Consider the following 23,220-nt stretch of genomic DNA (forward strand, 5'->3'; position numbering starts at 1 on the left):
GCGCCGCCATCATGGCGAGGACGCGCAGCGAGAGCGCCGACAGGCGATTGTCGAACATGCTTCCCCCGAATGAGCCGGGCCCGCGCTACCTGCGGGTAGCGGGATGCAGCTTATATTCACGCGCGGGCATTGCAATGCGTATCCGTGATGCGGGCAATGGTTGCAGCTGAAAACACTGGCGGTTCAGCTACTTGCATCGGTTGTGTGTCCTGAATCGGCCGCAACCAGATGACGCAAGAGATAAAAGTACCATTTCGGACCTAATTGTGACTCGCAGATCGGCTTGGCCGCACCTGCAGGAGGGCAGGACTCGCCTTTCGTCAAAAAAAGGTCATCAAAGCTGCCCTATCGTACAAAATTTGCTTGCGCCGCGCCGTTTCCGGACATAAAAAACTCGCCCCTGACCAGCCGCAGCACGCGGGATCGAGCCGGAGCGTCCCATGGCCGAGAAGATGCTGAAATTCGTCGCAACGTCGCGGTCCATGCCGGACAAGCGCTCGGCGGGAGAACGCCGCCAGGATTTCGACGAGATCTACCGGGAATTCGCCGCCGAGAAGGCGGCCGAGCAGGCCTCGCGCTGCTCGCAATGCGGCGTGCCCTTCTGCCAGGTGCATTGCCCGCTGCACAACAACATCCCCGACTGGCTGCGCATGACCGCGGAAGGCCGGCTGGAAGAGGCCTATGAGCTGAGCCAGGCGACCAACACCTATCCGGAGATCTGCGGCCGCATCTGCCCGCAGGACCGCCTCTGCGAAGGCAACTGCGTCATCGAGCAGTCGGGCCACGGCACCGTCACCATCGGCGCCATCGAGAAATACATCACCGAAACCGCCTACCGGAACGGCTGGGTGAAGGCGCCGCATCCGGTGAACGGCGAGCGGCCGCAGAGCGTCGGCATCATCGGCGCCGGGCCGGCGGGTCTGGCGGCTGCCGACCGCCTGCGCCGCCTCGGCTACCAGGTGCATGTCTACGACCGCTACGACCGCGCCGGCGGGCTGATGATCTACGGCATCCCGAACTTCAAGCTGGAAAAGCATGTCGTCGAACGCCGCACGAAGCTGCTGATCGAGGCCGGCGTGCAGTTCCATCTCAATTTCGAGGTCGGCCGCGACGCCACCCTGGAGGACCTGCGCCAGAAGCACGATGCCGTGCTGATCGCCACCGGCGTCTACAAGGCGCGCGACATCCAGGCGCCGGGCTCGGGGCTCGGCAACATCGTGCCGGCGATGACCTATCTGACGGCGTCGAACCGCAACGGTCTGGGCGATGCCGTGCCCGGCTACGAGGACGGCAGCCTGAACGCGAAGGGCAAGCGCGTCGTCGTGATCGGCGGCGGCGACACCGCGATGGACTGCGTGCGCACGGCGATCCGCCAGGGCGCCGCCAGCGTCCACTGCCTCTATCGCCGCGACAAGGCGAACATGCCGGGCTCGCTGCGCGAGGTGAAGAACGCCGAGGAAGAGGGCGTCGAGTTCGTCTGGCTGGCGCTGCCGAAGAGCTTCCGCGGCGGCGACTTCAATGCCAGCGCCGAAGCCGGCTTCGACAAGATCGCGCGGGAGAATCCGAACGCCGCGCGGGTGCAGGATGTCAGCTTCCGCGGCGGCGAGACGGTGAGCGCCGTGCATACCGCCCGCATGAAGCTCGGCCCGATGGATGCCTCCGGCCGCCAGACGCCGGTGGAGATCGAAGGCGCCGAATTCGACCAGCCGGCCGACCTGGTGATCAAGGCGCTGGGCTTCGATCCGGAAGACCTGCCGGCGCAGTTCAAGGCGCCGACCCTGGAAGTGACGCGCTGGGGTACCGTGAAGATCTCGGCGCGCAGCAAGATGACCAACCTGCCCGGCGTGTTCGCCGCCGGCGACATCGTGCGCGGCGCCAGCCTGGTGGTCTGGGCGATCCGCGACGGCCGCGACTGCGCCGAGGCGATCCACCAGTACATCCAGGCGCAGGCCAGGACGCAGCCGGCTGCCCAGGCGGCCGAGTAAGGAGCCCATCATGAGCAAGTCCTATGTCGAGCAGTGGCGGGACGAGAGCCGGCGCCTGTCCGAAACCGGCATGTACCGCCCCGAGGACGAGCGCGATGCCTGCGGCGTCGGCCTGATCGCCTCGCTGGACGGCCAGCCGCATCGCCGCGTGGTGGCGGCCGGCATCATGGCGCTGAAGGCCCTGTGGCATCGCGGCGCGGTGGATGCCGACGGCATGACCGGCGACGGCGCCGGCATCCATGTGCAGATCCCGCAGGATTTCTTCCGCGAGCATGTGCGCCGCACCGGCTTCGAGCCGGGCGAGGGCAAGCTCGGCCTCGGCATGGTCTTCCTGCCCAAGACCGATCTCGCCGCGCAGGAGACCTGCCGCACCATCGTCGAGACCGCGATCCTCGATTTCGGCTACGGCATCTATGGCTGGCGCCAGGTGCCGGTGGATGCCTCCATCATCGGCGAGAAGGCAAACGCCACCCGGCCCGAGATCGAGCAGGTGCTGGTCGAGAACCGGCTGGGCAAGGACGACAACGCCTTCGAGCGCGACCTCTTCCTGATCCGCCGCCGCATCGAGAAGCAGGTGCTGGCCGCCCATATCAGCGAGTTCTACATCTGCTCGCTGAGCTGCCGCAGCGTGATCTACAAGGGCATGTTCCTCGCCGAGCAGCTCGACAACTTCTATCCCGACCTGAAGGACGAGCGTTTCGTCTCGACCTTCGCGATCTATCACCAGCGCTATTCGACCAACACTTTCCCGACCTGGCGGCTGGCGCAGCCCTTCCGCATGCTCGCCCATAATGGCGAGATCAACACGCTGCGCGGCAACGTCAACTGGATGAAGAGCCACGAGATCAAGATGGCCTCCGAGGCCTTCGGCGATCTCTCCGACGATATCAAGCCGATCGTGCAGTCGGGTTCGTCGGACTCGGCGGCGCTGGATTCCGTCTTCGAGGTGCTGGTGCGCGCCGGCCGCACCGCGCCGATGGTGAAGACGATCCTGATTCCGGAATCCGCCTCCAACAAGCCGCTGATGCCGCAGTCGCATCGCGACCTTTACGCCTACACCAACGCGATCATGGAGCCCTGGGACGGCCCGGCGGCGCTCTGCGCCACCGACGGGCGCTGGGCGGTCGCCGGCATGGACCGCAACGGCCTGCGCCCGATGCGCTACACCGTGACCACCGACAACCTGCTGGTGGTCGGCTCCGAAACCGGCATGGTGCCGGTGCCCGAGCACAAGGTGGTGAAGAAGGGCCGTGTCGGTCCCGGCGAGATGATTGCGGTCGACCTCAAGAAGGGCCGCATGTTCCTCGACCGCGAGATCAAGGACCGCCTTGCCGCCGAGCAGCCCTATGGCGAGTGGGTGAAGAACATCGTCACCCTCGACAAGATCAACGACGCGCCGCCGGCCTCCAGGACCTATACCCGCGACGAGCTGCGCCGCCACCAGCTGGCCTTCGGCCTGACGCTGGAGGACATGGAGCTGATCCTGCATCCGATGGCGGAGGACGCCAAGGAAGCGATCGGCTCGATGGGCGACGACACGCCGATCGCCGTGCTGTCGGAGCAGTATCGCGGCCTGCACCATTTCTTCCGCCAGCAGTTCAGCCAGGTCACCAACCCGCCGATCGACAGCCTGCGCGAGAAGCGGGTGATGAGCCTGCGCACCCGCATGGGCAACCTGACCAACGTGCTGGACGAGGACGCGCATCAGGTCCGCATCCTGCTGCTGGAAAGCCCGGTGCTGTCGAATGCCGACTTCGCCAAGGTGATGAAATATGCCGAGAAGACCACGGCATGGATCGACTGCACCTTCGAGGCCGACGGTGACAATTCCGGCGCGCTGCGCGATGCGCTGAAGCGCATCCGCATCGAGGCCGAGAACGCGGTGCGCGGCGGCGCCGCCCACATCGTGCTGAGCGACGAGGGGATGAATGCCGAGCGTGCGGCGATCCCGATGATTCTCGCCACCGGCGCGGTGCACAGCCATCTGGTGCGCCAGGGCCTGCGCACCTTCACCTCGCTGACCGTGCGTTCGGGCGAATGTCTGGACGTGCATTACTTCGCCGTGCTGATCGGTGTCGGCGCCACCACGGTGAACGCCTATCTGGCCGAAGCCTGCCTGATCGACCGTGTCAACCGCGGCCTGCTCGGCAAGCTGACCGCGGAAGAGGCGATCAGCCGCTTCAAGGAAGCCGTCGACGGCGGCCTGCTGAAGGTGATGTCCAAGATGGGCATCTCGGTAATCAGCTCCTATCGCGGCGGCTACAACTTCGAGGCCTTGGGCCTGTCGCGCTCCCTGGTGGCCGACCTCTTCCCCGGCATGCCCTCGCGCATCTCCGGCATCGGCCTGCTCGGCATCCAGAAGAAGGTGCTGGAACTGCATGAGCGCGCCTTCCGATCGGACGTGACCGCGCTTCCCGTGGGCGGCATCTACAAGTACCGCCGCGGCGGCGAGGCCCATGCCTGGGAAGCCAACCTGATCCACATGATGCAGACGGCGGTCGGCACCGAGAATTACGCGCTGTTCAAGAAATATACCGCCGGCCTGCGCGAGCTGCCGCCGATCGCGGTACGCGACCTGCTGGAGCTCAAGCCGGCCGGGCAGCCGATCCCGATTGAGCAGGTGGAAAGCGTCACCGAGATCCGCAAGCGCTTCATCACGCCGGGCATGTCGCTCGGCGCGCTGAGCCCGGAGGCGCATGAGACGCTGACCATCGCGATGAACCGCATCGGCGCCAAGTCGGATTCCGGCGAAGGCGGCGAGGCGCCGGAGAACTTCAAGCCGCGCCCGAATGGCGACAATGCCAATTCGGCGATCAAGCAGGTCGCCTCGGGCCGCTTCGGCGTGACGGCGGAGTATCTCAACAACTGCCGCGAGCTGGAAATCAAGATCGCCCAGGGCGCCAAGCCCGGCGAGGGCGGCCAGCTGCCCGGCTTCAAGGTCACCGAGCTGATCGCCAAACGCCGCCATGCGACGCCCGGCGTGATGCTGATCTCGCCGCCGCCGCATCACGACATCTATTCGATCGAGGATCTGGCGCAGCTGATCTATGACCTGAAGCAGATCAACCCCGATGCCCAGGTCTGCGTGAAGCTGGTTTCGGAAGCCGGCATCGGCACCATCGCGGCCGGCGTGGCCAAGGCCAAGGCCGACGTCATCCTCGTTTCCGGCCATGTCGGCGGCACCGGCGCCTCGCCGCAGACCAGCGTCAAGTATGCCGGCACGCCCTGGGAAATGGGCCTGTCGGAAGTCAACCAGGTGCTGACGCTCAACAAGCTGCGGCATCGCGTGAAGCTGCGCACCGATGGCGGCCTGAAGTCGGGCCGCGATATCGTCATCGCCGCCATGCTCGGCGCCGAGGAGTTCGGCATCGGCACCGCCGCGCTGGTCGCCATGGGCTGCATCATGGTGCGGCAGTGCCATTCGAATACCTGCCCGGTCGGCATCTGCACCCAGAACGACGCGCTGCGGCAGAAATTCACCGGCACGCCGGAGAAGGTGGTCAACCTGTTCAGCTTCATCGCCGAGGAGGTGCGCGAGATCCTGGCCTCGCTCGGCGCGAAGTCGCTGAACGAGATCATCGGCCGGACCGATCTGCTGATGCAGGTCAGCCGCGGCTGGGCGCATCTCGACGACCTCGACCTCAACCCGATCCTGGCCCAGGCCGACAGTGGCGACAACGCGCGCTACTGCGTGCTGGGCGAGGGCCGCAACGAGGTGCCCGACACGCTGGATGCGCAGATGCTGGAGGATGCGGCGCCCGTCTTCAGCCACGGCGAGAAGATGCAGCTGGCCTACAACATCCGGAACACGCATCGCGCCATCGGAACGCGGCTGTCGTCGCATCTGGTGCGCAGGTTCGGCATGAACGGCCTCAAGCCCGGCCACATCACGGTGCGGCTCACCGGCTCGGCCGGCCAGTCGCTCGGCGCCTTCGCCGTCCAGGGTCTGAAGCTGGAAGTCTTCGGCGACGCCAACGACTATGTCGGCAAGGGCCTGTCCGGCGGCATGATCGTGGTGCGGCCCTCGCCGGCCTCGCCGCTGATGGCGCGTACCAACGAGAACACCATCGTCGGCAACACGGTGCTCTACGGCGCCACCGGCGGCAAGCTGTTTGCGGCCGGCCAGGCGGGCGAGCGCTTTGCCGTGCGCAATTCCGGCGCCATCGCGGTGGTGGAAGGCTGCGGCTCGAACGGCTGCGAATACATGACCGGCGGCCGCGTCGCGATCCTGGGCTCCGTCGGCGACAACTTCGCCGCCGGCATGACCGGCGGCATGGCCTTCGTCTACGATCCCGACGACATGCTGCCGATCGCCATCAACGACGAGAGCGTGGTCTACCAGCGGCTTGCCTCCGCCTACTGGGAAGGCGTGCTGCGGGGCCTGATCGAGGAGCATATCCGCGAGACTCAGTCGGTCTATGCCGCGAACCTCTTCGCCGACTGGGATGCGGTGCGCGGCCGGATCTGGCAGGTCTGTCCGAAGGAGATGGTGTCGCGGCTCGAGCATCCGCTTTCGGATGCGCCGGCCGCGGTGGCGGAACTGCGGGCCTGACCAGGAAGCCTCTGACAGCGCCGCCGGTTCAGGCCGGCGGCGCTTTCCGTCCATGCGTCTCTGGTCATGCGGCGCCGCCGTGTTAGATCAGTGATGCCTCCCCCGCTTTGAGGATCCCTCCATGGCGTCCATGCTTCGTCTGCTTTTCTGCATTGCCACTGCCTCGGCAGCCGCCGCGCCCGCGCTGGCGCAGCAGACGCCGCAGCCGCGGCCGGCCTTCTGTCTGGTGAACGGACTGGAGGGTCAGGCGGTCACGGCCGAGATCAGGGCCGGCAAGGCGTCGACGAAAATCCGGATTCCTGCCGGGCAGAATGCCTGCTGCGTCAAGTTCTGCGCCGACAATCCCGCCGCCTCGGGCTACCGGGTCACCCTGACCGCGCAGCCCGCCGGCGGCAAAGCGCAGCAGCTCTGCACAGCCAGCGTGGAGACCGGCCGCGTGCTGCGCGTCTCGGGCAGCATCGCGCAGGCCCGCTGCGAAGAAGGCCGGCTCTAGGCATCCTGTGCGCGCCCCGCGGTGAAGGCCGACTGAACGGCGAATCACGCGAATCGATCAGCGGTTGAGCAAAGCGTTGATCGCGCATTTTTCTTTTGCGCGGCGCATCCCGATAACGGTAAGCGAAAAGCGGACTCGCTTCCGTTGGGGGGAATTCAATGCCGATGCTTGCGCGTGCGGCCTGCTGGCCGGCCTTGTCCTGTCGATTGCCGTTCCGACATTCGCCCAGTCGTCGGCGCCGTCCGATCCGCGCATCGAACAGCTGATGCGCATGGTGGAGGCGCAGCAGCGCCGCATCGAGGAGCTGGAGCGGCGGCTGGACCAGCGCGACCCTGCTGCTCCCGTCGCGACCGTAACGGCCGCGGCGCCGCGCGTCACAGCCGGGCTGCCGGCCGCTGGCACAATGCCGGCAGCAGCGGCCCCGGACGGCGCCGTCGCGGCAACGGAGTCGCCGAGGCCGCGGGAATTCTCGCTGGCGCTGCGTCCGCTGCACATGACGGTCCTGTCCGACAGCTTCCGGTATCTGGGCGGCGACGCCAACGCCGATCCGCAGACCGCGGAAGTCGATCACGGCTTCCGCGCGGGAATCGAAGGTGAGCTGCTCTTCGCGCCGGCAGGCCGCAACTTCGCCGTCAGTCTCGGCGGCCGCCATATCACCGGCCGGGACAGCGCCTCGACCCAGCTGACGGACATCGCGCTGTTCGATGCCGGCTTCGGCGGGCCTGCCGCTGTCGGCGGGCAAACCGTCGCGGCACGCTCGGAGGTGAGAAGCTGGCAGGTTGATCTCGACCTGCGGACCCGTCCGCGCGAGGAAGGCTTCGGCCTCTTCGCGGGCCTGCGCCTGGCGGAACTCAACCGCGAGCTCGACATCACCAACAATGTCGATGCCATCTCCCTGAACCAGGTGACGTTCCGCGGCCTCGGTCCGCGCGTCGGCGCCGACGGCCGTCTGGCGCTCGGCGGCGGCTTCTATCTCGATGGTGCCCTGGGCGGCAGCCTGCTGTTCGGCCGCAGCGAGGTCGGATCGCAGACAAACAACAACGGCCTGACGCCGGACCTGTTCTACGAGGCGCATGGCCAGCGCGCGGTGCCTGTGCTGGATGGCCGGATCGCGCTGGGCTGGGACCTGATCGCGGAGGCCCGCTACCTGCAGGCACTCGGCATCGAGCTGGGCCTGCGCGCGCAGCACTGGTTCGGCCTGCAGGACTTCGTCACCGCCACGGACACGATCGTCGGCGCGGCCTTCATCGGTGACACCGACATGACCTTTGCCGGGCCGTATATGTCGGTGAAGGCGCGCTGGTAGGTCAGTTCACCAGCGCGTAAACGATCATCGCCATGCCGGCGAGGCCGCCGAGGAAGGCCAGGGTGCGCAGCCAGGGGATGCCGAGCGTGTAGACCACGGCATGCGCCACCCGGCTGTAGAAGAAGACCTGTGCGCCGAGCGCGGTCCAGGCATCGGACTGGCCCGAGACGACGGCTGCCAGAACCAGCGCGGTGAAGGGCACCATGTTCTCCACCATGTTCAGGTGGGCCCGGTGGGACCGGCCGATCCAGCCCTTGCCGGGCGGGAAATCCTCGCGGTTGCCCGCCATCACGAACAGGCCGCGGGTGAACAGGAAGCCGATGGAATAGGGCAGCGTCAGCAGCACGGTGAGCACGGCACTGGCGATCAGCATCTTCAGGTCCATCGACATGGCGGAGCTCCTTCTTCCGATTTGCGCCATGATCGCGCAGAACCGCGCTTTTTGCCAGCCGCCCGCCGGTACCGGCCCTTTCATTGCCGGGCCGGCATTGCTACATCCTGCGCATCATGGCGCCACCGCTTCTCATCCTGCGCAACATCCATCTCACCTTCGGCGGCCAGCCGCTGCTGGACGGGGCCGAGCTGTTCGTCGCCGAGGGCGACCGGCTCTGCCTGGTCGGCCGCAACGGCTCGGGCAAGTCGACCCTGATGAAGGTCGCCGCCGGGATGCTGCAGCCCGATGCCGGCGAGCGGGTGCTGCAATCGGGCGTCACCCTGCGCTACCTGCCGCAGGAGCCGGATTTCTCCGGTTTCGACGACACGCTCTCCTATGTGCTGGGCGGCCTCGCGCCCGGCGACGACCCCCATCGCGCGCGCACGCTGCTTGAGGGCCTCGGCCTGACGGGTTCGGAAGACCCGCGCAAACTGTCGGGCGGCGAGGCAAGGCGCGCGGCGCTGGCCCGCGTGCTGGCGCCCGAGCCCGACATCCTGCTGCTGGACGAGCCGACCAACCATCTCGACCTGCCGGCGATCGAATGGCTGGAAAACGAACTGCGCGGCCTGCGCTCGGCGCTGGTGCTGATCAGCCATGACCGCCGCTTCCTCTCCAACCTGACGCGCAGCACGATCTGGCTCGATCGCGGCGCCACGCGGCGGCTGGACCAGGGGTTTGCCGCCTTCGAGGACTGGCGCGACCAGCTGCTGGAGCAGGAAGAGACCGAGCGCCACAAGCTGGACCGCAAGATCGTCGCCGAACTCGACTGGGTGCGCCACGGCGTCTCCGGCCGGCGCAAGCGCAACATGGGCCGCATGCGCGCGCTGCAGGACCTGCGCAGGCAGAGGCGCGAGCAGCGCAAGGTGGCCGGCAATGTCACGCTGACGGTGAGCGAGGCCGAGACCTCGTCGAAGCTGGTGGCCGAACTGAAGGGCGTGTCGAAGCGGTTCGGCGGGCAGGTGGTGCTGCAGGACGTGTCGCTGAAGCTGCAGCGCGGCGACCGCCTCGGCCTGATCGGCCCGAACGGCGCCGGCAAGACGACTCTGCTGCGCATCCTCACCGGACAGCTCGCGCCGGATTCCGGCCATGTGCGGCTCGGCGAGAATATCGCGCTGGTGGCGCTGGACCAGAAGCGCGAGGCGCTCGATCCCGAGATGACCCTGCAGGAAGCGCTGGCCGGCGGCAGCGACCGGGTCACCATCAACGGCCAGCCGCGGCACGTGATGAGCTACATGAAGGATTTTCTCTTCACCCCGGAGCAGGCGCGCACGCCCCTGCGCGTGCTGTCGGGCGGCGAGCGCGGCCGGCTGATGCTGGCCCGTGCGCTGGCGAAACCCTCCAACGTGCTGGTACTGGACGAGCCGACCAACGATCTCGATCTCGAGACGCTCGACCTGCTGCAGGAGATGATCGCCGAATATCCCGGCACCGTGCTGCTGGTCAGCCATGACCGCGACTTCCTGGACCGCACCTGCGATGCGGTGCTGGTGGCGGAAGGCGAGGGCCGGTGGCAGCTCTATGCCGGCGGCTATTCCGACATGGTGGCGCAGCGCGGCGCCGGCGTGGCGGCGAAGGCGGCGGCAAAGCCCGAGAAAAGCGCAAAGGCGGAAGAAAAGCCGGCGGCAGCGAAACCGGCGCCCAGGCGCAAGCTCAGCTTCAAGGAGAAGCATGCGCTGGAAACCCTGCCGAAGAAGATGGACGAGCTGCGCGCCTTAATCGAGAAGCACCAGGCCTCGTTGGCCGATCCGCAGCTCTTCACCCGCGACCCGGCAAAATTCGAGGCGGCGACGACGGGCCTCACCCGCGCCGAAGCCGAACTCGCGGCGGCGGAAGACCAGTGGCTGGAACTGGAAATGCTGCGCGAGGAGCTGGAGGGATAGGCCCTCACCTGCAAGCGGTTCAGTCACGCGGATGGCCGGAATGGATGCCCGGCGCTGACGCGCCAGGCATGACGAGGGAGTGGCCGGGCTAAAGTACCCTCACTGCACCAGTCGCGTATCCTGGCGCTGGCCGGGGATCAGCGGCGGGACGCCGAAGCCGAGATCGATGAAGCGCATGCCGTCGCCTTCCCGGTAGGAGTCGGGATCGATGACGCTGTTCTCGCCGGTCTTGGCGAGACCCGAGGCGACGCCCAGCAGCAGGCTCGGCTGCGCTGCGCCGGCTTCGCGCAGCGGCGCACAGACGATCTCGACCGGCAGCAGCGAGCCGTCGCCCGCCCGCAGCCAGTAATATATCACCGAGCCGCAGGGCTGGGCGATCTGTGCGAGCGTCAGATGCGCGCGCCAGGACCGGTTCTCCCTGGTCGTCATGTCGAGATAGTTGACGCCGGTGAGGTCGATGCCGAGCCGTTCGGTGAAGATCGGCCCGACGAAGACCAGCGGCATGTCGTCGCGGCCGCGGGCCTCCAGCATCAGCGCGGTGGATTTCAGCTCGCCGAGGCCGAATTCCAGATGCGTGCGGTCGGGGATCTCGTCGCCGCTGCGCCAGCTATGCCAGGCGGTGAAGAACTGGCGGCTGCGTTCGGACAGCGGAGCGGGGAGACGGTCGAGGAAGCTGCTCATTTCCGTTCATTGTAGCGCAGCTTGCTCGAACGGGATATTGGGATTTGCCGGCGGCACCCCGTAGCCCAGGTCGATGAAGCGCATGCCGGTAGCGATGCGATACGAATCCGGATCGGGCGGCGCCCCGTCGCTGATCGCCGGCCCGAGCTGGGTGCCGCTGGCGAGAATGAAGCCCGGCACGTCCTCGCCGTCGGCGCAGACCGGCGCGCCGACGAACTCGATCGGTCGCACGGCGCCGTTGGGATAGCGCAGGCAGTAATACAGCATTACCCCGCAGGGCTGCAGCACCTGCTCCAGCGTCAGCCTGGCGCGGGTCTCGCGGTATTCCGGCAGGGTCAGGTCGAGATAGTTGGCGCCGGTCAGGTCGACGCCGAGCCATTCGCGCAGGGTCTCACCGGCCATGACGATGCGCATGTCATGGCGATTGCGGATGTCGAACAGCATGCGGCTGCGGGCGAGATCGCCCATCGCCGCCAGATCCACGTCACGCAGCTCGGGCAGTTTCCTGCCGCGACGCCATTCACTCCAGAGCCGGAAAAAGCGGCGGCCCGGACCGGTCAGCGTGTCCGGCAGCCGGTTGAGGAAATCGTCCACGGTCCCCTTCCATGGTGCAGGTCAGCGAGCGCGGGGGAGTATAGTCGGCAGAAAAAGTGCGGCAATCGCAAAAAAGGCGGCCGGGATGTCGCACCCGGCCGCCGCGTCGGCTGCCTATTTCTTGACCTTCTTAACGAAGCGGTCGTCGAAGGTCTTCTTCAGGTCGATATTGGCCTTGGCCAGGTCCGCGTCGAACTGCGCCAGCATGTCATAGGCGCTCTTCATGCCGCTTTCCGGAATGATGCCGGTCCTGGAATAGGTCGGCATCGAGTTCCGCACCGCGGCGAGATACAGATCCTTGTCGCCGAGATAGTAGCTTTCCGGCACCGTGGCGACCACGTCCTCCGGCTTGGCGGTCTGCAGCCATGCCAGCGCCTTGTAGAGCGCGTTGACCAGCGCCTGGGTGGTCTCCGGATTCTTGGCGATGAACTCGTTCTTCAGATACAGCACCGCCGCCGGGTTGGAGCCGCCGAAGATCGCCTTGGTGCCTTCCTCGGTGCGGCTGTCGGCCAGGATGAAGATGCTGCCGTCATTCTGCAGCTTGGTGATGACGGGATCGAGATGCGAGATTGCGTCGATCTCGCCCTTCTGGATCGCCGCCACGCCGGAAGCGCCGCCGCCAACGCCGATGAAGGCGGAATCCTTGTAGTTGCCGCCCGCCTTGCCGATCAGGTAGTTGGCGAAGAAGTTGGTGGACGAGCCCGGCGCGGTGACGCCGATCTTCATGCCCTTGAGGTCGGCCGCGGTCTTGACCTTGCCCTGGTGCTCCTTCTTCACCGCCAGCACGATGCCGGGGAAGCGGCCGAGTTCGAGCACGGCGCGGATGTCCTGGCCCTTCTGCTGCATGCGGATGGTGTGCTCGTAGGCGCCGGTGACGACATCGACGCTGCCGCCGATCAGGGCCTGCAGCGACTTGGCGCCGCCGCCGAAATCGTTGATCTCGACATCCAGGCCCTCTTCCTTGAAGTAGCCCTTCTGCTCGGCAATCGTGAGCGGCAGGTAATAGAGCAGCGGCTTGCCGCCGACGCCGAGCGTCAGCTTCGGCTTCTCGGGCGCGGCCTGGGCTGCGCCCGCCGCCAGCATCACGGCCGCCGCGGCGGCCAGAATCGTTTTGAGTTTCATCGGGTTCCTCCGTTGGTTTGTCAGGTTGTTCTTGCGGTGGTGTCCGGCCGCCAGACCAGCAGGCGGTTTTCTATCGCCGTGACGATGGCATCCAGGATGATCACGAAGATGGTGAGGATCAGCATACCGGCAAAGACGCCGGTGACGTCGAAGACGCTTTCCGCCTCGTGGATCTTGTAGCCGAGGCCGGCGGCCGCCCCGAGATACTCGCCGACCACGGCGCCGATCAGCGCGAAGCCGACGGATGTGTGCAGCGAGGAGAACATCCAGGTCAGCGCCGCGGGCCAGTAGACATGGCGCATCAGCTGGCGCTCGTTCATGCCCAGCATGCGCGCATTGGCCAGCACCGTGGGGCTGACTTCCTTCACGCCCTGGTAGACGTTGAAGAAGACGATGAAGAAGACCAGCGTGAAGCCGAGCGCCACCTTCGACCAGATGCCGAGCCCGAACCACAGCGCGAAGATCGGCGCCAGTACCACGCGGGGCAGCGCGTTGGCCGCCTTCACATAGGGATCGAAGACGGCGGCCAGCAGTTCGCGGCGCGCGAAGGCGAAGCCGACGACGATGCCCCCGGCAGCGCCGATCACGAAGGCAAGGATGGTTTCCAGCAGCGTGATGTAGAGGTGGTACCAGATCTCGCCGCTGGCAAAGAGCTTCCAGGTGCGCTCCAGCACGTCCAGCGGCGTGGAGAAGAAGAAGGGCGCAAACAGCGGCTTGCCGTCGATCACCGGGACGGTGGTGAGCAGATGCCACAGGACCAGGAAGCCGATGCCGACCAGGATCTGCAGGCCGAGAAGCAGCGGGCGGTTCATGGCTGTGCCTCCTCGCCCTGGGCATAGGCCTTCTGCACTTCCACGCGCAGGGTCGCCCAGATCGCCTTGTGGATGTCGTGGAAGGCCGGCTCGACGCGGATTTCGGCGATGTCGCGCGGCCGCGGCAGGTCGACCCGGTAATCGCCGACGATACCGGCTGCCGGCCCGGCCGACATCACCACCACGCGGTCGGACAGCGCGATGGCCTCCTCCAGATCATGGGTGACGAACATCACGGCCTTGCGGTCATCGGCCCAGAGCTGCAGCAGCAGGTTGCCCATGATCTGCCGCGTCTGCGCGTCCAGCGGCCCGAAGGGCTCGTCCATCAGCAGGATCTGCGGATCGCGGATCAGCATCTGAGCCAGCGCCACGCGCTTGCGCTGGCCGCCCGACAGCATGTGCGGATAGCGGTCGGCGAAGGCGGCCAGGCCAACTTTCGCCAGCCAGCCGCGCGCGCGCTCCAGCGCCTCGCCGCGGCCGACGCCCTGCGGCTCCAGCGCCACGGCGACGTTGTCGATGGCGGTTTTCCAAGGCATCAGCGCATCCTGCTGGAACAGGTAGCCGGCACGCTCGTTCAGGCCGGTCAGCGCGGCGCCCTCGATCTCGACCCGCCCGGCCGAAGGCTTCAGCAGGCCGGCGGCGGCATTCAGCAGGGTGGACTTGCCGCATCCGGTTGGGCCGACGATGGCGACGAACTCACCGGGAGCGACATCGAGATTGATCTGCTGCACGGCGCAGTGGCTGCGGCCGGTCTTCAGCGCGAAGGTGATGTCGAGCCCGCCCAGCCGCACGGCTGGTGTGGATGCCGCCCCCCCGGCAGGTTTCCCCTCGAGGTCGAGGCTTGCGGCCTTGCCTGCCACGTGATGCTTCCTCCGACTTTCTTATTCGCGGCCAAACGGTAACAATGGGGCGGGGCGGCGTAAAGGCACGGGGGCACGCAGCATGGATTCGGTGACCCAGTTGGCGTTCGGCGGGGTGGTCGCCGCGGCAGGATTCCGCCGTCTGCTCGGCCGCCGCGCGGCCCTGGTCGGCGGCCTGCTCGGGGTGCTGCCCGACCTCGACACGGTGGCCAGCTGGATGATCGGCGCCGATGTCACCGATGCCTGGGCGCATCACCGTGGCGTGACGCATTCGATCCCCGTCACCCTCGTCTATGGCGCGGCGCTTGGCTGGGCGGTCTGGCGGATCGAGCGGCTGCGGCGCGAGCCGATGGATGTCCGCGAGGATAATGCGCGGCGCAGCGCCTGGATGTGGCTGGGCAGCCTGGCCTGCGTCACCCATCCCGTGATCGATCTCTTCACCTCCTACGGCACACAGCTGCTGGCGCCCTTCTCGGACGTGCGCTTCGCCATCGACGCGATGCCGATCATCGATCCGCTGTATTCGCTGCCGCTGCTGCTCGCTTTTCTGTTCGCGCTGTTCACCCGCTCGAAGGCACAGCTGGCCCAGCGCCTGGCCCGGTTCTCGCTGATCTATGTGCTGCTCTACACGCTGATGGCCTGGGGCGTGGGGCAGTCGCTGGAAGCACGCATCCGCGAACAGCTGCGGCTGGAACTCGGCGGCGCCGCTCATGGCGCGGAGGTCACTGCCTATCCGATCCTGCTGCAGCCCTTCTGGCGCCGCATCGTGGTGGATCTGCCCGATCACATCCTGATCGGCTTCCTCTCACCCTTCGACGACCGGCCGGTGCCGTGGCAGCAGTATTCCCGCCTCGACGAGCATCGCGCCGTGCAGGCGGCGCTCGAAACCCGCTCGGGCACGGTCTTCCGCTGGTTCGCCATGGGCAAGCTGCACTGGAGTCTGCAGGCCAGCCAGGACGGCGGCTATGTGGTGGAAGCGCGCGATTACCGTTACGGCCTGCCCAATGGCAGCGAGCTCGGCTTCTGGGGCCTGCGTTTCCGGCTCGACGCGCAGCTCAAACCGACGGCGAAAGCCGAGCTGCTGAGCGAACGGCCGGCGGCGAACGGCGGCAGCTTCCGCGACCTCTGGGACGGGCTGCTCGGGCGGTAACGGCAGCGCTGCCGGCGCAGAAAGCTGGCGCTGTCCGGCCATATCTCCTAGCCTGCGGCGCGGAATTTGCTGGATACCGGATAGTCTTTGATGCGCATCATCATCACCGGCGCCGCCGGTTTCATCGGAACGGCGCTGACAAAAGCACTGCTGGAGCGCGGCAGCCTCGCCGACCGGAACGGGCAGCCGCAGCCCATCCGCGAGATCCTGCTGGTCGACCGTGTCGCGCCGCCGCTGCCGCCTGCCGCCGGCATTGCCCTGCGCCGCGAGACCGGCGATCTCGGTGATGCGGCTTTTCGTGCCCGCGTTTTCGCGCAGCCTTTCGACAGCCTTTTCCATCTCGCCGCAACGCTGACCACCGAGGCCGAGCGCGATCTGCGAAAAGGGATCGAGGTCAACGTGCTCGGCTTTCTCGCGCTGCTGGAGGCCTGCCGTACACAGCCGCAGCCGCCCAGGCTCGTCTTCGCGTCCTCCATCGCCACCTTCGGCGGCGCCCTGCCCGAGACCGTCGAGGACGATACGCTGCAGCGGCCGCAGACCTCCTACGGCATCCACAAGGTGATTGCCGAAAAGCTGATCGACGATCATTCCCGCCACGGCGTGATCGACGGCCGCGCCCTGCGTCTGCCGGTGGTGATCATCCGGCCGCCGGGCTCGGCGCCCTCGGTGTCGGATCGCGTCGCCGCCATCACCCGCGAGCCTCTGCTGGGCCAGGCGGTGGACTGCCCGCTGCAGCCGGACACCCGGGTGCCGGTGGTCTCCGTCTCCTGCGTGGCGGAGTCGCTGATCCGCATGCATGATCTGCCGGTGGATGCCTTCGCCGACACGCGGGCGATGAACCTGCCGGCGCTGAACGTCACCGTTGCCGAGATGATCGAAGCCCTGCGGCGCGTCGCCGGCGAGGCGGCAGCAGCGCGCATCCGCATGGCGCCGGATGCGCAGCTGCAGGCCATCGTCGATGGCTGGCCGCGCCGCTTCGACTCCGCGCGGGCACGCCGCCACGGCATCATGCCGGACGAGAGTTTTGATGCAATCCTGACAGAGTTCCTTTCAAACAGAGCAGCATACTAGTTCGTCGTCCCCGCGAAAGCGGGGACCCGGTCTCTGGAGTCCCGCTTCCGCGGGAATGACGAGGGAGAGGATGTGAATAAGATGAGCGAGACCCATCCCGACATCTGCATCATCGGCGCCGGCTCTTCCGGCATTGCCGCCGCCAAGGCGCTGAAGCAGAAGGGGCTGGCCTTCGAGGTCTTCGAGAAGGGCTCGGATATCGGCGGCAACTGGCGCTACAACAACGATAACGGCGTCTCGGCCGCCTATCGCAGCCTGCATATCGATACCAGCCGCAAGAACCTGCAGTATTCCGATTTTCCGATCCCCGAGCATCTGCCGGACTTTCCGTCGCACTGGCAGGTGATGGAGTATCTCGACGCCTATGCCGCCCGCTTCGGCATCCGGCCTCATGTCCGCTTCCGCACCTCAGTGACGAAGGTGGAGCCGGCCGGAGACGGGCAATGGAATGTCACCTTCGACAGTCCCGATTATCCCGGGGGCGAGACCAGGCGCTACCGCGCCGTGCTTGTTGCCAACGGCCATCTCTGGGACCAGCGTTGGCCCGATTTTCCCGGCAGGTTCGACGGTGTGGCGATCCATTCCCATGCCTACAAGACGGCCGATCCCTTCGAGGACAAGCGCGTGCTGGTGGTCGGCATCGGCAATTCCGCCGTCGACATCGCGGTCGATCTCTGCCGCCGGGCGAAGAGCGTGCATCTCTCGACGCGGCGCGGCGCCTGGGTGATGCCGAAATACATTCTCGGCATTCCCACCGACCGCTGGTCGGCCTTCTTCTCGCGCAAGCTGAAGTTGCCGACCGTGGTGACGCGGATGATCATCCACAAGCTGATGTATCTGACTGTCGGCGACCAGGCGCGCTACGGCGTGCCGAAGCCGCCCCATCCGATGTGGCGCGAGCATGCCACGATCAGCCAGGAACTGCTGCCCTATATCGGCCATGGCTGGATCAAGGTGAAGCCGAATGTGCAGGAGCTGCAGGGTGATCGCATACGCTTCACGGACGGCAGTACGGAGCCCTATGATGCGGTGATCTATGCCACCGGCTATCGCACCAGCTTTCCCTTTCTCGACCCGGCGGTCTTCGAGGTGAAGGACCGCCAGGCGCCGCAGCTCTACCGGCGCATGGTTTCGGTGAAGAATCCGGGGCTGTATTTCGTCGGACTGGTGCAGCCGATCGGCGCCACCATTCCGCTGGTCGAGATCCAGTCGCGCTGGCTGGCCTGCCTGCTGAAGGGCGAGATCGCGCTGCCGTCGAAGGCGGAGATGGAGCGCGAGATTGCCGAGCACTGGCGCGAGGTGCAGCGCCGCTACGTGGATTCCGCCCGCTACACGCTGGAAGTCGATTTCCGCGACTACGCCAGACAGATGCACCGCGACATGAAGCTGGCGCAGGGCTGACATCCTGCGGACGGATCGCCGGCGCAACCGGCGTTCTGTCGCAGAAAGTATAAATTCCTGTTTCTTTTCAAATACTTGTATTCGGGGATCCGGGCACCATATGAGGGTCGCGGCGCAATCCGGCGCCGTTCTTTCATGGAGAAGTAATTGACCCAGACTGCAGCGACCCAGAACCAGACGCCCCAGAACAACCTCGCCGCCCTCGACAAGAAGGTCGCCGACGCCAAGGCCGCCGAGCAGAAGGCCGACGAGCAGAAGACTTCGGGCCAGGCCGACAGCAAGCCCGCCCAGCCGGGCAACGATGCCCCGGCGCAGGCTCCGCGGGACAACACCGCGCCGGCCAAGACCTGACCGGCGCGAGGCCGGCGGTGACGATCCGGTGACGGACGCCATCGCCTCTCGCGCTCGTCGGCCCGCCTGAGGCCGACGGCGGTGGACCGGCGATCTGCTGCTGGGCAGCCTGCCGACAGCCGAGGTTCGGCGGGTCGCCCGCGCTGCGCCGGTCTTACCGCGGCGATCCCTCCATCTCTCTCTTCTTCAGAACGCGTAACGCACGCCGCAATAAGGCATGATCTGCTGCAGCAGGTCCTGGAAGCGCGCCAGCCACTGGCGTTTCCAGGCCACCCTGTAGCGCAGGTTCCACATGCCGTTCTGTGACAGCTTCTTCTGCTGCAGGTCCGGTCGCCAGAGATAGTCCTCGGCCTTCGGATGCCACTGCAGGTTCACCTCATGCAGCTGCGCACTATGGGTCAGGAAAATGATCTCCGCGCGCAGCTGCTCGCGCGCCTGCGGCGACAGGGCATCGTCGATCTGGCGGAAGAGCTCGGCATAGTCGCGTTCCCACTCCTCGTAGAGAATGACCGGCGAGAGGTTGATATGCACCTCGTAGCCGGCGCGCACGAAATCGTTGATCGCTGCGATCCGCTCGGGCACGGGCGAGGTGCGTACATCCACAAGTCTCGCCAGCTTCTCCGGCATCAGCGAGAAGCGGATGCGCGTCTTACCCCGCGGGTCGTAATCCAGCAGGTCGCGGTTGACGAATTTCGTGGCGAACGACGCCTTGGCATTGGGGATGCCGCGGAACAGCGCGACCAGATCGCGGAGATTGTCGCAGATCGCTGCATCCACAGAAAGATCGCCGTTCTCGCCCAGATCATAGACCCAGAAGCGCGGATCGATCTGGCCGGGCCGCGTCATCGGCCCCTGGCGCGCGGCATGGCGCTCCAGCGCCTCGCAGATCCGTTCGATGTTGACGAACAGGGTGATCGGGTTGGCATAGCCCTTGCGGCGCGGCACGTAACAGTAGGCGCAGGCCATGGCGCAGCCGTTCGAGGTGGAGGGCGCGATGAAATGCGAGCTGCGCGCATTGCGACGCATGGTCATGGATTTCTTGACGCCGAGCACCAGGACGTTGCGTTTGATCTTCAGCCAGTCCTCGGCGCTGCCCTCGTTGCCGTGCAGGGAAGGGATGCTCCAGTGCGAGTCGATGAAAATCCGCTGCGCCTCGGGATGGCGCGCGAGAATTTCCCGCCCGCGGCGGAAGCTCTCCACCTCCGGCTCGAGATAGATCGTGTCGATGTCGATCAGCTGTTTCGGCAGGGCCATGCGTGTCTCCCGCCTCCGATATGGTCGGCGGGAGGACGCAGGCAACTCAGGTCACGGTTACGTCAGATCATCGGCAGCGATCGTGGTTTTTTGCCACGCGGGAAGGCGGCATCGATTTGCGCGATCTCCGCGTCGGTCAGTACCAGGTCTCCGGCGCCGGCATTATCCCGGGCATGCTCGGCCTTTGCCGCCTTCGGGATGGCGAAGACGCTGCTGCGGCGGGTGAGGAAGGCGAGCGCCACCTGCCGCGGCGTGGCGCCGTGCTTCTGCGCGATCTCCTGCAGCGCGCGGCCGGCGGTCGTGTTCAGCCGCGGGAAATCGCCGCTGCCGAAGGGGCTGTAGGCCACCACGGCGACGCCGTTCGCCTCGCACCAGGGAATCACGGCATGCTCGATGGCGCGCTCCTGCAGGTGATACAGCACCTGGTTGCAGGCGACGCGGCCCGGCCCGGCGATGGCCAGCAGCTCGGCCATGTCGTCCTCATCGAAGTTGCTCACGCCCCAGGAGAGGATTTTTCCCGCCTCCCGCAGCGCTTCGAGACCGGCGACCGTCTCGGCCAGCGGTTGGCTGCCGCGCCAGTGCAGCAAATAGCAGTCCAGCCTGTCGGTCTTCAGCCGTTTCAGCGATTGCTCGCAGGCGCGGATCGTGCCGGCGCGCGAGGCATTCTGCGGCAGTACCTTGGAGACGAGGAACAGTCCGTCCCGCTCGGACGGCGTGAACGCCTCGGCGATGATGCGCTCGGCCCCGCCGGAGCCGTACATCTCGGCGGTGTCGATATGGGTCATGCCGGCGGCGACGCCGGCGCGCAGGGCCGCGACGGCCGAGCGGCGGTCGCCGTTCTCGATGTTCCAGCTGCCCTGGCCGATCCGCGCGACCGGCCGTTTCGTGTTGCCGAAGGGACGCTGCTGCATGCCGCCTCCTGTCAGGACCTGTCGAGCACCTGCCGCACCGTAGTGGCGAGTTCGGCGAAGGTGAAGGGCTTGGTGATCAGATGCACGCCCGGATCCAGCCTGCCGTCATGGACGATGGCGTTGCGCGCATAGCCAGTGGTGAACAGCACCTTCAGCTCCGGCCGCCGCTGCGCCACCTCGTCGGCAAGCTGCCGGCCGTTCATGCCGGGCAGGCCGACATCGGTGAACAGCAGCGCGATCTCCGGATGCTGCTCGATCAGTTCCAGCGCCCGGCGGCCCTCGGCGGCCTCCAGGACATGATAGCCGAGCTCGCGCAGGATGGCGGCGGAATAGTCGCGCACACCGCCGTCATCCTCCACCACCAGCACCGTCTCCGAGGAGCCGCCGGCCACCCAGGCCGGCGCGCGCGGCAATTCGCCCTCGGCCTCGTCAGCCAGCAGGCGGGGCAGGTAGATCTTCACCGTCGTGCCCTGACCCGGTTCGCTGTAGATCCGCACATGGCCGCCCGACTGGCGTACGAAACCGTAGACCTGGCTGAGTCCCAGGCCGGTGCCGGCGCCGACATCCTTGGTGGTGAAGAAGGGCTCGAAGGCGCGGTCAATCACCACCTGCGACATGCCGACGCCGGTATCGGTCACGCAGATGACGACATACTGGCCGGGCTCCACCTCGGCATCCTCGGCATAGCGCGCGTCAAGATAGGCATTGGCGGTCTCGATCGTCAGCTTGCCGCCGTCGGGCATGGCATCGCGGGCATTCACCGCCAGATTCAGGATGGCGCTCTCCAGCTGGTTGGGATCGACCTGGGTGCGCCACAGGCCCGCCGAGACCACATTCTCGATGATGACCTGCTCGCCGAGAGTGCGGCGCAGCAGGTCCGACATGTTGGTGACCAGCTTGTTGGCATCCACCGGTTTCGGGTCCAGCGGCTGGCGCCGCGAGAAGGCCAGCAGGCTTTTGGTCAGCGCTGCCGCGCGCTCGGCGCCACGGGCCGCATTGGCGGCGGCACGTTTGATGTCGGCCAGATCCTCCCGGCTGGCGATGCGGCGCTGCAGCCGTTCGAGATTGCCGAGGATGATGGTGAGCAGGTTGTTGAAATCATGGGCGACCCCGCCGGTCAGCTGGCCGATCGTCTCCATCTTCTGCACCTGGCGCAGGGCGGCCTCTGCCTTCTCGCGCTCGGCAATCTGGGCCTGCAGGGCGCGGTTGGCTTCCGAAAGTTCGACGGCGCGCTCGCGCAGCGTGGCGTTGGCACGGGTCAGGGCATACTGTGCCGCGCCGAGGCCGATCAGCATGATCGCGGCATTGACGATGAGCAGGCCGAGCCCGCCATAGCGTGGCAGGCGGCTCTGGATGGGTTCGATGACGCTCCGGATATAGACGGTGCCGATGGTTGCGCCGCCCTGCATGACCGGCACGGTCACGATGACCCGGTCGTCGGTGAAGACCGGATCGTGCAGTTCGCCGCGCATCGGCAGAGGCCGGTTTTCGAAGCGGGAATAGCTGGCGAATAGCGTGCCGCCGGCATCGTAAATCGCCGCGGCGGTGATTTCGGCATTGGCGCTCAGCGCGCGCACGTAATCCTGCGCGGCATTGCGGTCGTTGAAGACCAGTGCGGCGCTCACGGCGAGACTGAGGATCTGCGCCTCGGTGCGGATTTTGGCCACTGCCTGGTCGCGATAGGAGCGCTCGCTGTACAGGGTGATGAGGCCGCCGGCGATCAGCAGGGCGATGGCTGCCGCCGCGGCGAGCAGGGGCATCGCGCGCCAGAAGCGGGAAATGGGTGGGCGTCTCTCAGGCACCGTATCGTCTCACTTTCATTTCAACCGCGACCGGACGGAAACCGCCAGACTCAGCACTTTCGAACTGATGGTCAGTCCGTTCTCGGCGGCCGCGTATTCATCGATCTCGAAGCGCACGCGCTCGTCGCGCATGACGAAATGGACGATTCCCTTTGCCTGGGGGGCGCGCGCGGCATCGGTGAAGGTCAGCACCGGCGTACCGCGCACCGCCTCGAGCGCCTCGGCGACCGACTGTTCGGGCGATCCCGCCGCGAACAGGATGTGGCAGGCAGACTGCCGGTCCACCCGGGCCAGCCGGCGGAGCAGGATGGGATGCCCCTCAATGCTCTGCCCGGCCAAGGCCTCGTCGAGCACCGCCCCGAAAGGATCTTCGCCGGCGACGCAGAGATGGATCGTGCTGTCCGGCCCGGCGAGCGCAGTCTGCGGCCAGGTGATGAAAGGGCCGAACTTCCAGAGATAGGTGGCCTTCACAGCACGCTCCAGCGGGAAGCCCTCCGCCTGCGGCAGGGCCGGCAGCGCGGCCGCACCGATCAGCAATGCCGCCGCCGCGGCAAGCATCCGT

At 66.7% G+C, this 23,220-nt stretch carries 19 protein-coding genes; 9 read left to right on the forward strand and 10 right to left on the reverse strand.

Features of this window, described 5'->3' with window-relative positions:
* Positions 1-440: 440 nt before the first annotated feature.
* The 4 genes from VKZ87_RS00105 to VKZ87_RS00120 all read left to right on the forward strand — a co-directional run bounded on the left by VKZ87_RS00105 (position 441) and on the right by VKZ87_RS00120 (position 8,336).
* Positions 441-1,985: an NAD(P)-dependent oxidoreductase gene (locus VKZ87_RS00105; protein ID WP_324219197.1), complete on the forward strand. Its 1,545-nt coding sequence runs from the start codon at positions 441-443 to the stop codon at positions 1,983-1,985.
* Between the two features lie 10 nt (positions 1,986-1,995).
* Positions 1,996-6,537, forward strand: a complete 4,542-nt coding sequence (gltB, locus tag VKZ87_RS00110; RefSeq protein WP_414655606.1) for a glutamate synthase large subunit — start codon at positions 1,996-1,998, stop codon at positions 6,535-6,537.
* A 121-nt stretch (positions 6,538-6,658) separates the two neighbouring features.
* Positions 6,659-7,030 (forward strand): hypothetical protein, encoded by a 372-nt coding sequence (locus VKZ87_RS00115; RefSeq protein ID WP_324219198.1) that lies wholly within the window; start codon positions 6,659-6,661, stop codon positions 7,028-7,030.
* A gap of 265 nt (positions 7,031-7,295) precedes the next feature.
* The gene (locus VKZ87_RS00120; RefSeq protein WP_324219199.1) at positions 7,296-8,336 is read left to right on the forward strand and encodes an Lpg1974 family pore-forming outer membrane protein; all 1,041 of its coding nucleotides are present in this window, start codon (positions 7,296-7,298) and stop codon (positions 8,334-8,336) included.
* Position 8,337: 1 nt separating this feature from the next.
* On the opposite strand, the gene VKZ87_RS00125 is transcribed toward VKZ87_RS00120, so the two are convergent.
* The gene (locus VKZ87_RS00125) at positions 8,338-8,727 is read right to left on the reverse strand and encodes an MAPEG family protein (RefSeq protein WP_324219200.1); all 390 of its coding nucleotides are present in this window, start codon (positions 8,725-8,727) and stop codon (positions 8,338-8,340) included.
* A 116-nt stretch (positions 8,728-8,843) separates the two neighbouring features.
* Here VKZ87_RS00125 and VKZ87_RS00130 point away from each other — a divergent pair, with 116 nt between their 5' ends.
* Positions 8,844-10,649 (forward strand): ABC-F family ATP-binding cassette domain-containing protein, encoded by a 1,806-nt coding sequence (locus VKZ87_RS00130; protein ID WP_324219201.1) that lies wholly within the window; start codon positions 8,844-8,846, stop codon positions 10,647-10,649.
* 99 nt (positions 10,650-10,748) lie between these two features.
* On the opposite strand, the gene VKZ87_RS00135 is transcribed toward VKZ87_RS00130, so the two are convergent.
* From VKZ87_RS00135 to VKZ87_RS00155, 5 genes are all read right to left on the reverse strand, one after another.
* On the reverse strand, positions 10,749-11,330 hold the full coding sequence (locus tag VKZ87_RS00135; protein ID WP_324219202.1) for a PAS domain-containing protein: 582 nt from the start codon (positions 11,328-11,330) through the stop codon (positions 10,749-10,751).
* Between the two features lie 6 nt (positions 11,331-11,336).
* Positions 11,337-11,924, reverse strand: a complete 588-nt coding sequence (locus tag VKZ87_RS00140) for a PAS domain-containing protein (protein WP_324219203.1) — start codon at positions 11,922-11,924, stop codon at positions 11,337-11,339.
* Between the two features lie 114 nt (positions 11,925-12,038).
* Complete coding sequence (locus VKZ87_RS00145; protein ID WP_324219204.1) at positions 12,039-13,046, reverse strand: ABC transporter substrate-binding protein; 1,008 nt, start codon at positions 13,044-13,046, stop codon at positions 12,039-12,041.
* Between the two features lie 20 nt (positions 13,047-13,066).
* The gene (locus VKZ87_RS00150) at positions 13,067-13,858 is read right to left on the reverse strand and encodes an ABC transporter permease (protein WP_324219205.1); all 792 of its coding nucleotides are present in this window, start codon (positions 13,856-13,858) and stop codon (positions 13,067-13,069) included.
* Complete coding sequence (locus VKZ87_RS00155; RefSeq protein WP_324219206.1) at positions 13,855-14,718, reverse strand: ABC transporter ATP-binding protein; 864 nt, start codon at positions 14,716-14,718, stop codon at positions 13,855-13,857. Before VKZ87_RS00155 ends, VKZ87_RS00150 begins: the two co-directional genes overlap by 4 nt.
* Before the next feature lie 91 nt (positions 14,719-14,809).
* On the opposite strand from VKZ87_RS00155, the gene VKZ87_RS00160 reads away from it, so the two are divergent.
* The 4 genes from VKZ87_RS00160 (at position 14,810) to VKZ87_RS00175 (ending at position 18,691) form a co-directional block, all read left to right on the forward strand.
* Complete coding sequence (locus VKZ87_RS00160) at positions 14,810-15,868, forward strand: metal-dependent hydrolase (protein WP_324219207.1); 1,059 nt, start codon at positions 14,810-14,812, stop codon at positions 15,866-15,868.
* A gap of 90 nt (positions 15,869-15,958) precedes the next feature.
* Positions 15,959-16,939: an NAD-dependent epimerase/dehydratase family protein gene (locus VKZ87_RS00165; protein ID WP_324219208.1), complete on the forward strand. Its 981-nt coding sequence runs from the start codon at positions 15,959-15,961 to the stop codon at positions 16,937-16,939.
* An 81-nt stretch (positions 16,940-17,020) separates the two neighbouring features.
* Positions 17,021-18,340, forward strand: coding sequence for a flavin-containing monooxygenase (locus VKZ87_RS00170; RefSeq protein ID WP_324219209.1), 1,320 nt, complete (start codon positions 17,021-17,023; stop codon positions 18,338-18,340).
* Between the two features lie 147 nt (positions 18,341-18,487).
* A complete protein-coding gene (locus VKZ87_RS00175) occupies positions 18,488-18,691 on the forward strand; it encodes a hypothetical protein (protein WP_324219210.1) in 204 nt (67 codons plus the stop codon).
* A gap of 186 nt (positions 18,692-18,877) precedes the next feature.
* Here VKZ87_RS00175 and VKZ87_RS00180 read toward each other — a convergent pair whose 3' ends face one another.
* The 4 genes from VKZ87_RS00180 to VKZ87_RS00195 form a co-directional block, all read right to left on the reverse strand.
* Positions 18,878-19,945 (reverse strand): spore photoproduct lyase family protein, encoded by a 1,068-nt coding sequence (locus tag VKZ87_RS00180; protein ID WP_324219211.1) that lies wholly within the window; start codon positions 19,943-19,945, stop codon positions 18,878-18,880.
* A gap of 62 nt (positions 19,946-20,007) precedes the next feature.
* On the reverse strand, positions 20,008-20,856 hold the full coding sequence (locus VKZ87_RS00185; protein WP_324219212.1) for an aldo/keto reductase: 849 nt from the start codon (positions 20,854-20,856) through the stop codon (positions 20,008-20,010).
* Positions 20,857-20,867: 11 nt separating this feature from the next.
* Positions 20,868-22,658 (reverse strand): ATP-binding protein, encoded by a 1,791-nt coding sequence (locus VKZ87_RS00190; protein ID WP_324219213.1) that lies wholly within the window; start codon positions 22,656-22,658, stop codon positions 20,868-20,870.
* 15 nt (positions 22,659-22,673) lie between these two features.
* Positions 22,674-23,216, reverse strand: a complete 543-nt coding sequence (locus tag VKZ87_RS00195; RefSeq protein ID WP_324219214.1) for a YfiR family protein — start codon at positions 23,214-23,216, stop codon at positions 22,674-22,676.
* Between the last annotated feature and the right edge of the window lie 4 nt (positions 23,217-23,220).

This window comes from Ferrovibrio sp. (assembly GCF_035304305.1).
GTDB lineage: Bacteria > Pseudomonadota > Alphaproteobacteria > Ferrovibrionales > Ferrovibrionaceae > Ferrovibrio.

Excerpts from the sequence above, each read along its gene's own strand:
- VKZ87_RS00105 (WP_324219197.1), top strand. The coding sequence starts at position 441 with ATGGCCGAGAAGATGCTGAAATTCGTCGCAACGTCGCGGTCCATGCCG.
- gltB (WP_414655606.1), top strand. The coding sequence starts at position 1,996 with ATGAGCAAGTCCTATGTCGAGCAGTGGCGGGACGAGAGCCGGCGCCTG.
- VKZ87_RS00115 (WP_324219198.1), top strand. The coding sequence starts at position 6,659 with ATGGCGTCCATGCTTCGTCTGCTTTTCTGCATTGCCACTGCCTCGGCA.
- VKZ87_RS00120 (WP_324219199.1), top strand. The coding sequence starts at position 7,296 with ATGCGCATGGTGGAGGCGCAGCAGCGCCGCATCGAGGAGCTGGAGCGG.
- VKZ87_RS00125 (WP_324219200.1), bottom strand. The coding sequence starts at position 8,727 with ATGTCGATGGACCTGAAGATGCTGATCGCCAGTGCCGTGCTCACCGTG.
- VKZ87_RS00130 (WP_324219201.1), top strand. The coding sequence starts at position 8,844 with ATGGCGCCACCGCTTCTCATCCTGCGCAACATCCATCTCACCTTCGGC.
- VKZ87_RS00135 (WP_324219202.1), bottom strand. The coding sequence starts at position 11,330 with ATGAGCAGCTTCCTCGACCGTCTCCCCGCTCCGCTGTCCGAACGCAGC.
- VKZ87_RS00145 (WP_324219204.1), bottom strand. The coding sequence starts at position 13,046 with ATGAAACTCAAAACGATTCTGGCCGCCGCGGCGGCCGTGATGCTGGCG.
- VKZ87_RS00150 (WP_324219205.1), bottom strand. The coding sequence starts at position 13,858 with ATGAACCGCCCGCTGCTTCTCGGCCTGCAGATCCTGGTCGGCATCGGC.
- VKZ87_RS00165 (WP_324219208.1), top strand. The coding sequence starts at position 15,959 with ATGCGCATCATCATCACCGGCGCCGCCGGTTTCATCGGAACGGCGCTG.
- VKZ87_RS00170 (WP_324219209.1), top strand. The coding sequence starts at position 17,021 with ATGAGCGAGACCCATCCCGACATCTGCATCATCGGCGCCGGCTCTTCC.
- VKZ87_RS00180 (WP_324219211.1), bottom strand. The coding sequence starts at position 19,945 with ATGGCCCTGCCGAAACAGCTGATCGACATCGACACGATCTATCTCGAG.
- VKZ87_RS00185 (WP_324219212.1), bottom strand. The coding sequence starts at position 20,856 with ATGCAGCAGCGTCCCTTCGGCAACACGAAACGGCCGGTCGCGCGGATC.
- VKZ87_RS00195 (WP_324219214.1), bottom strand. The coding sequence starts at position 23,216 with ATGCTTGCCGCGGCGGCGGCATTGCTGATCGGTGCGGCCGCGCTGCCG.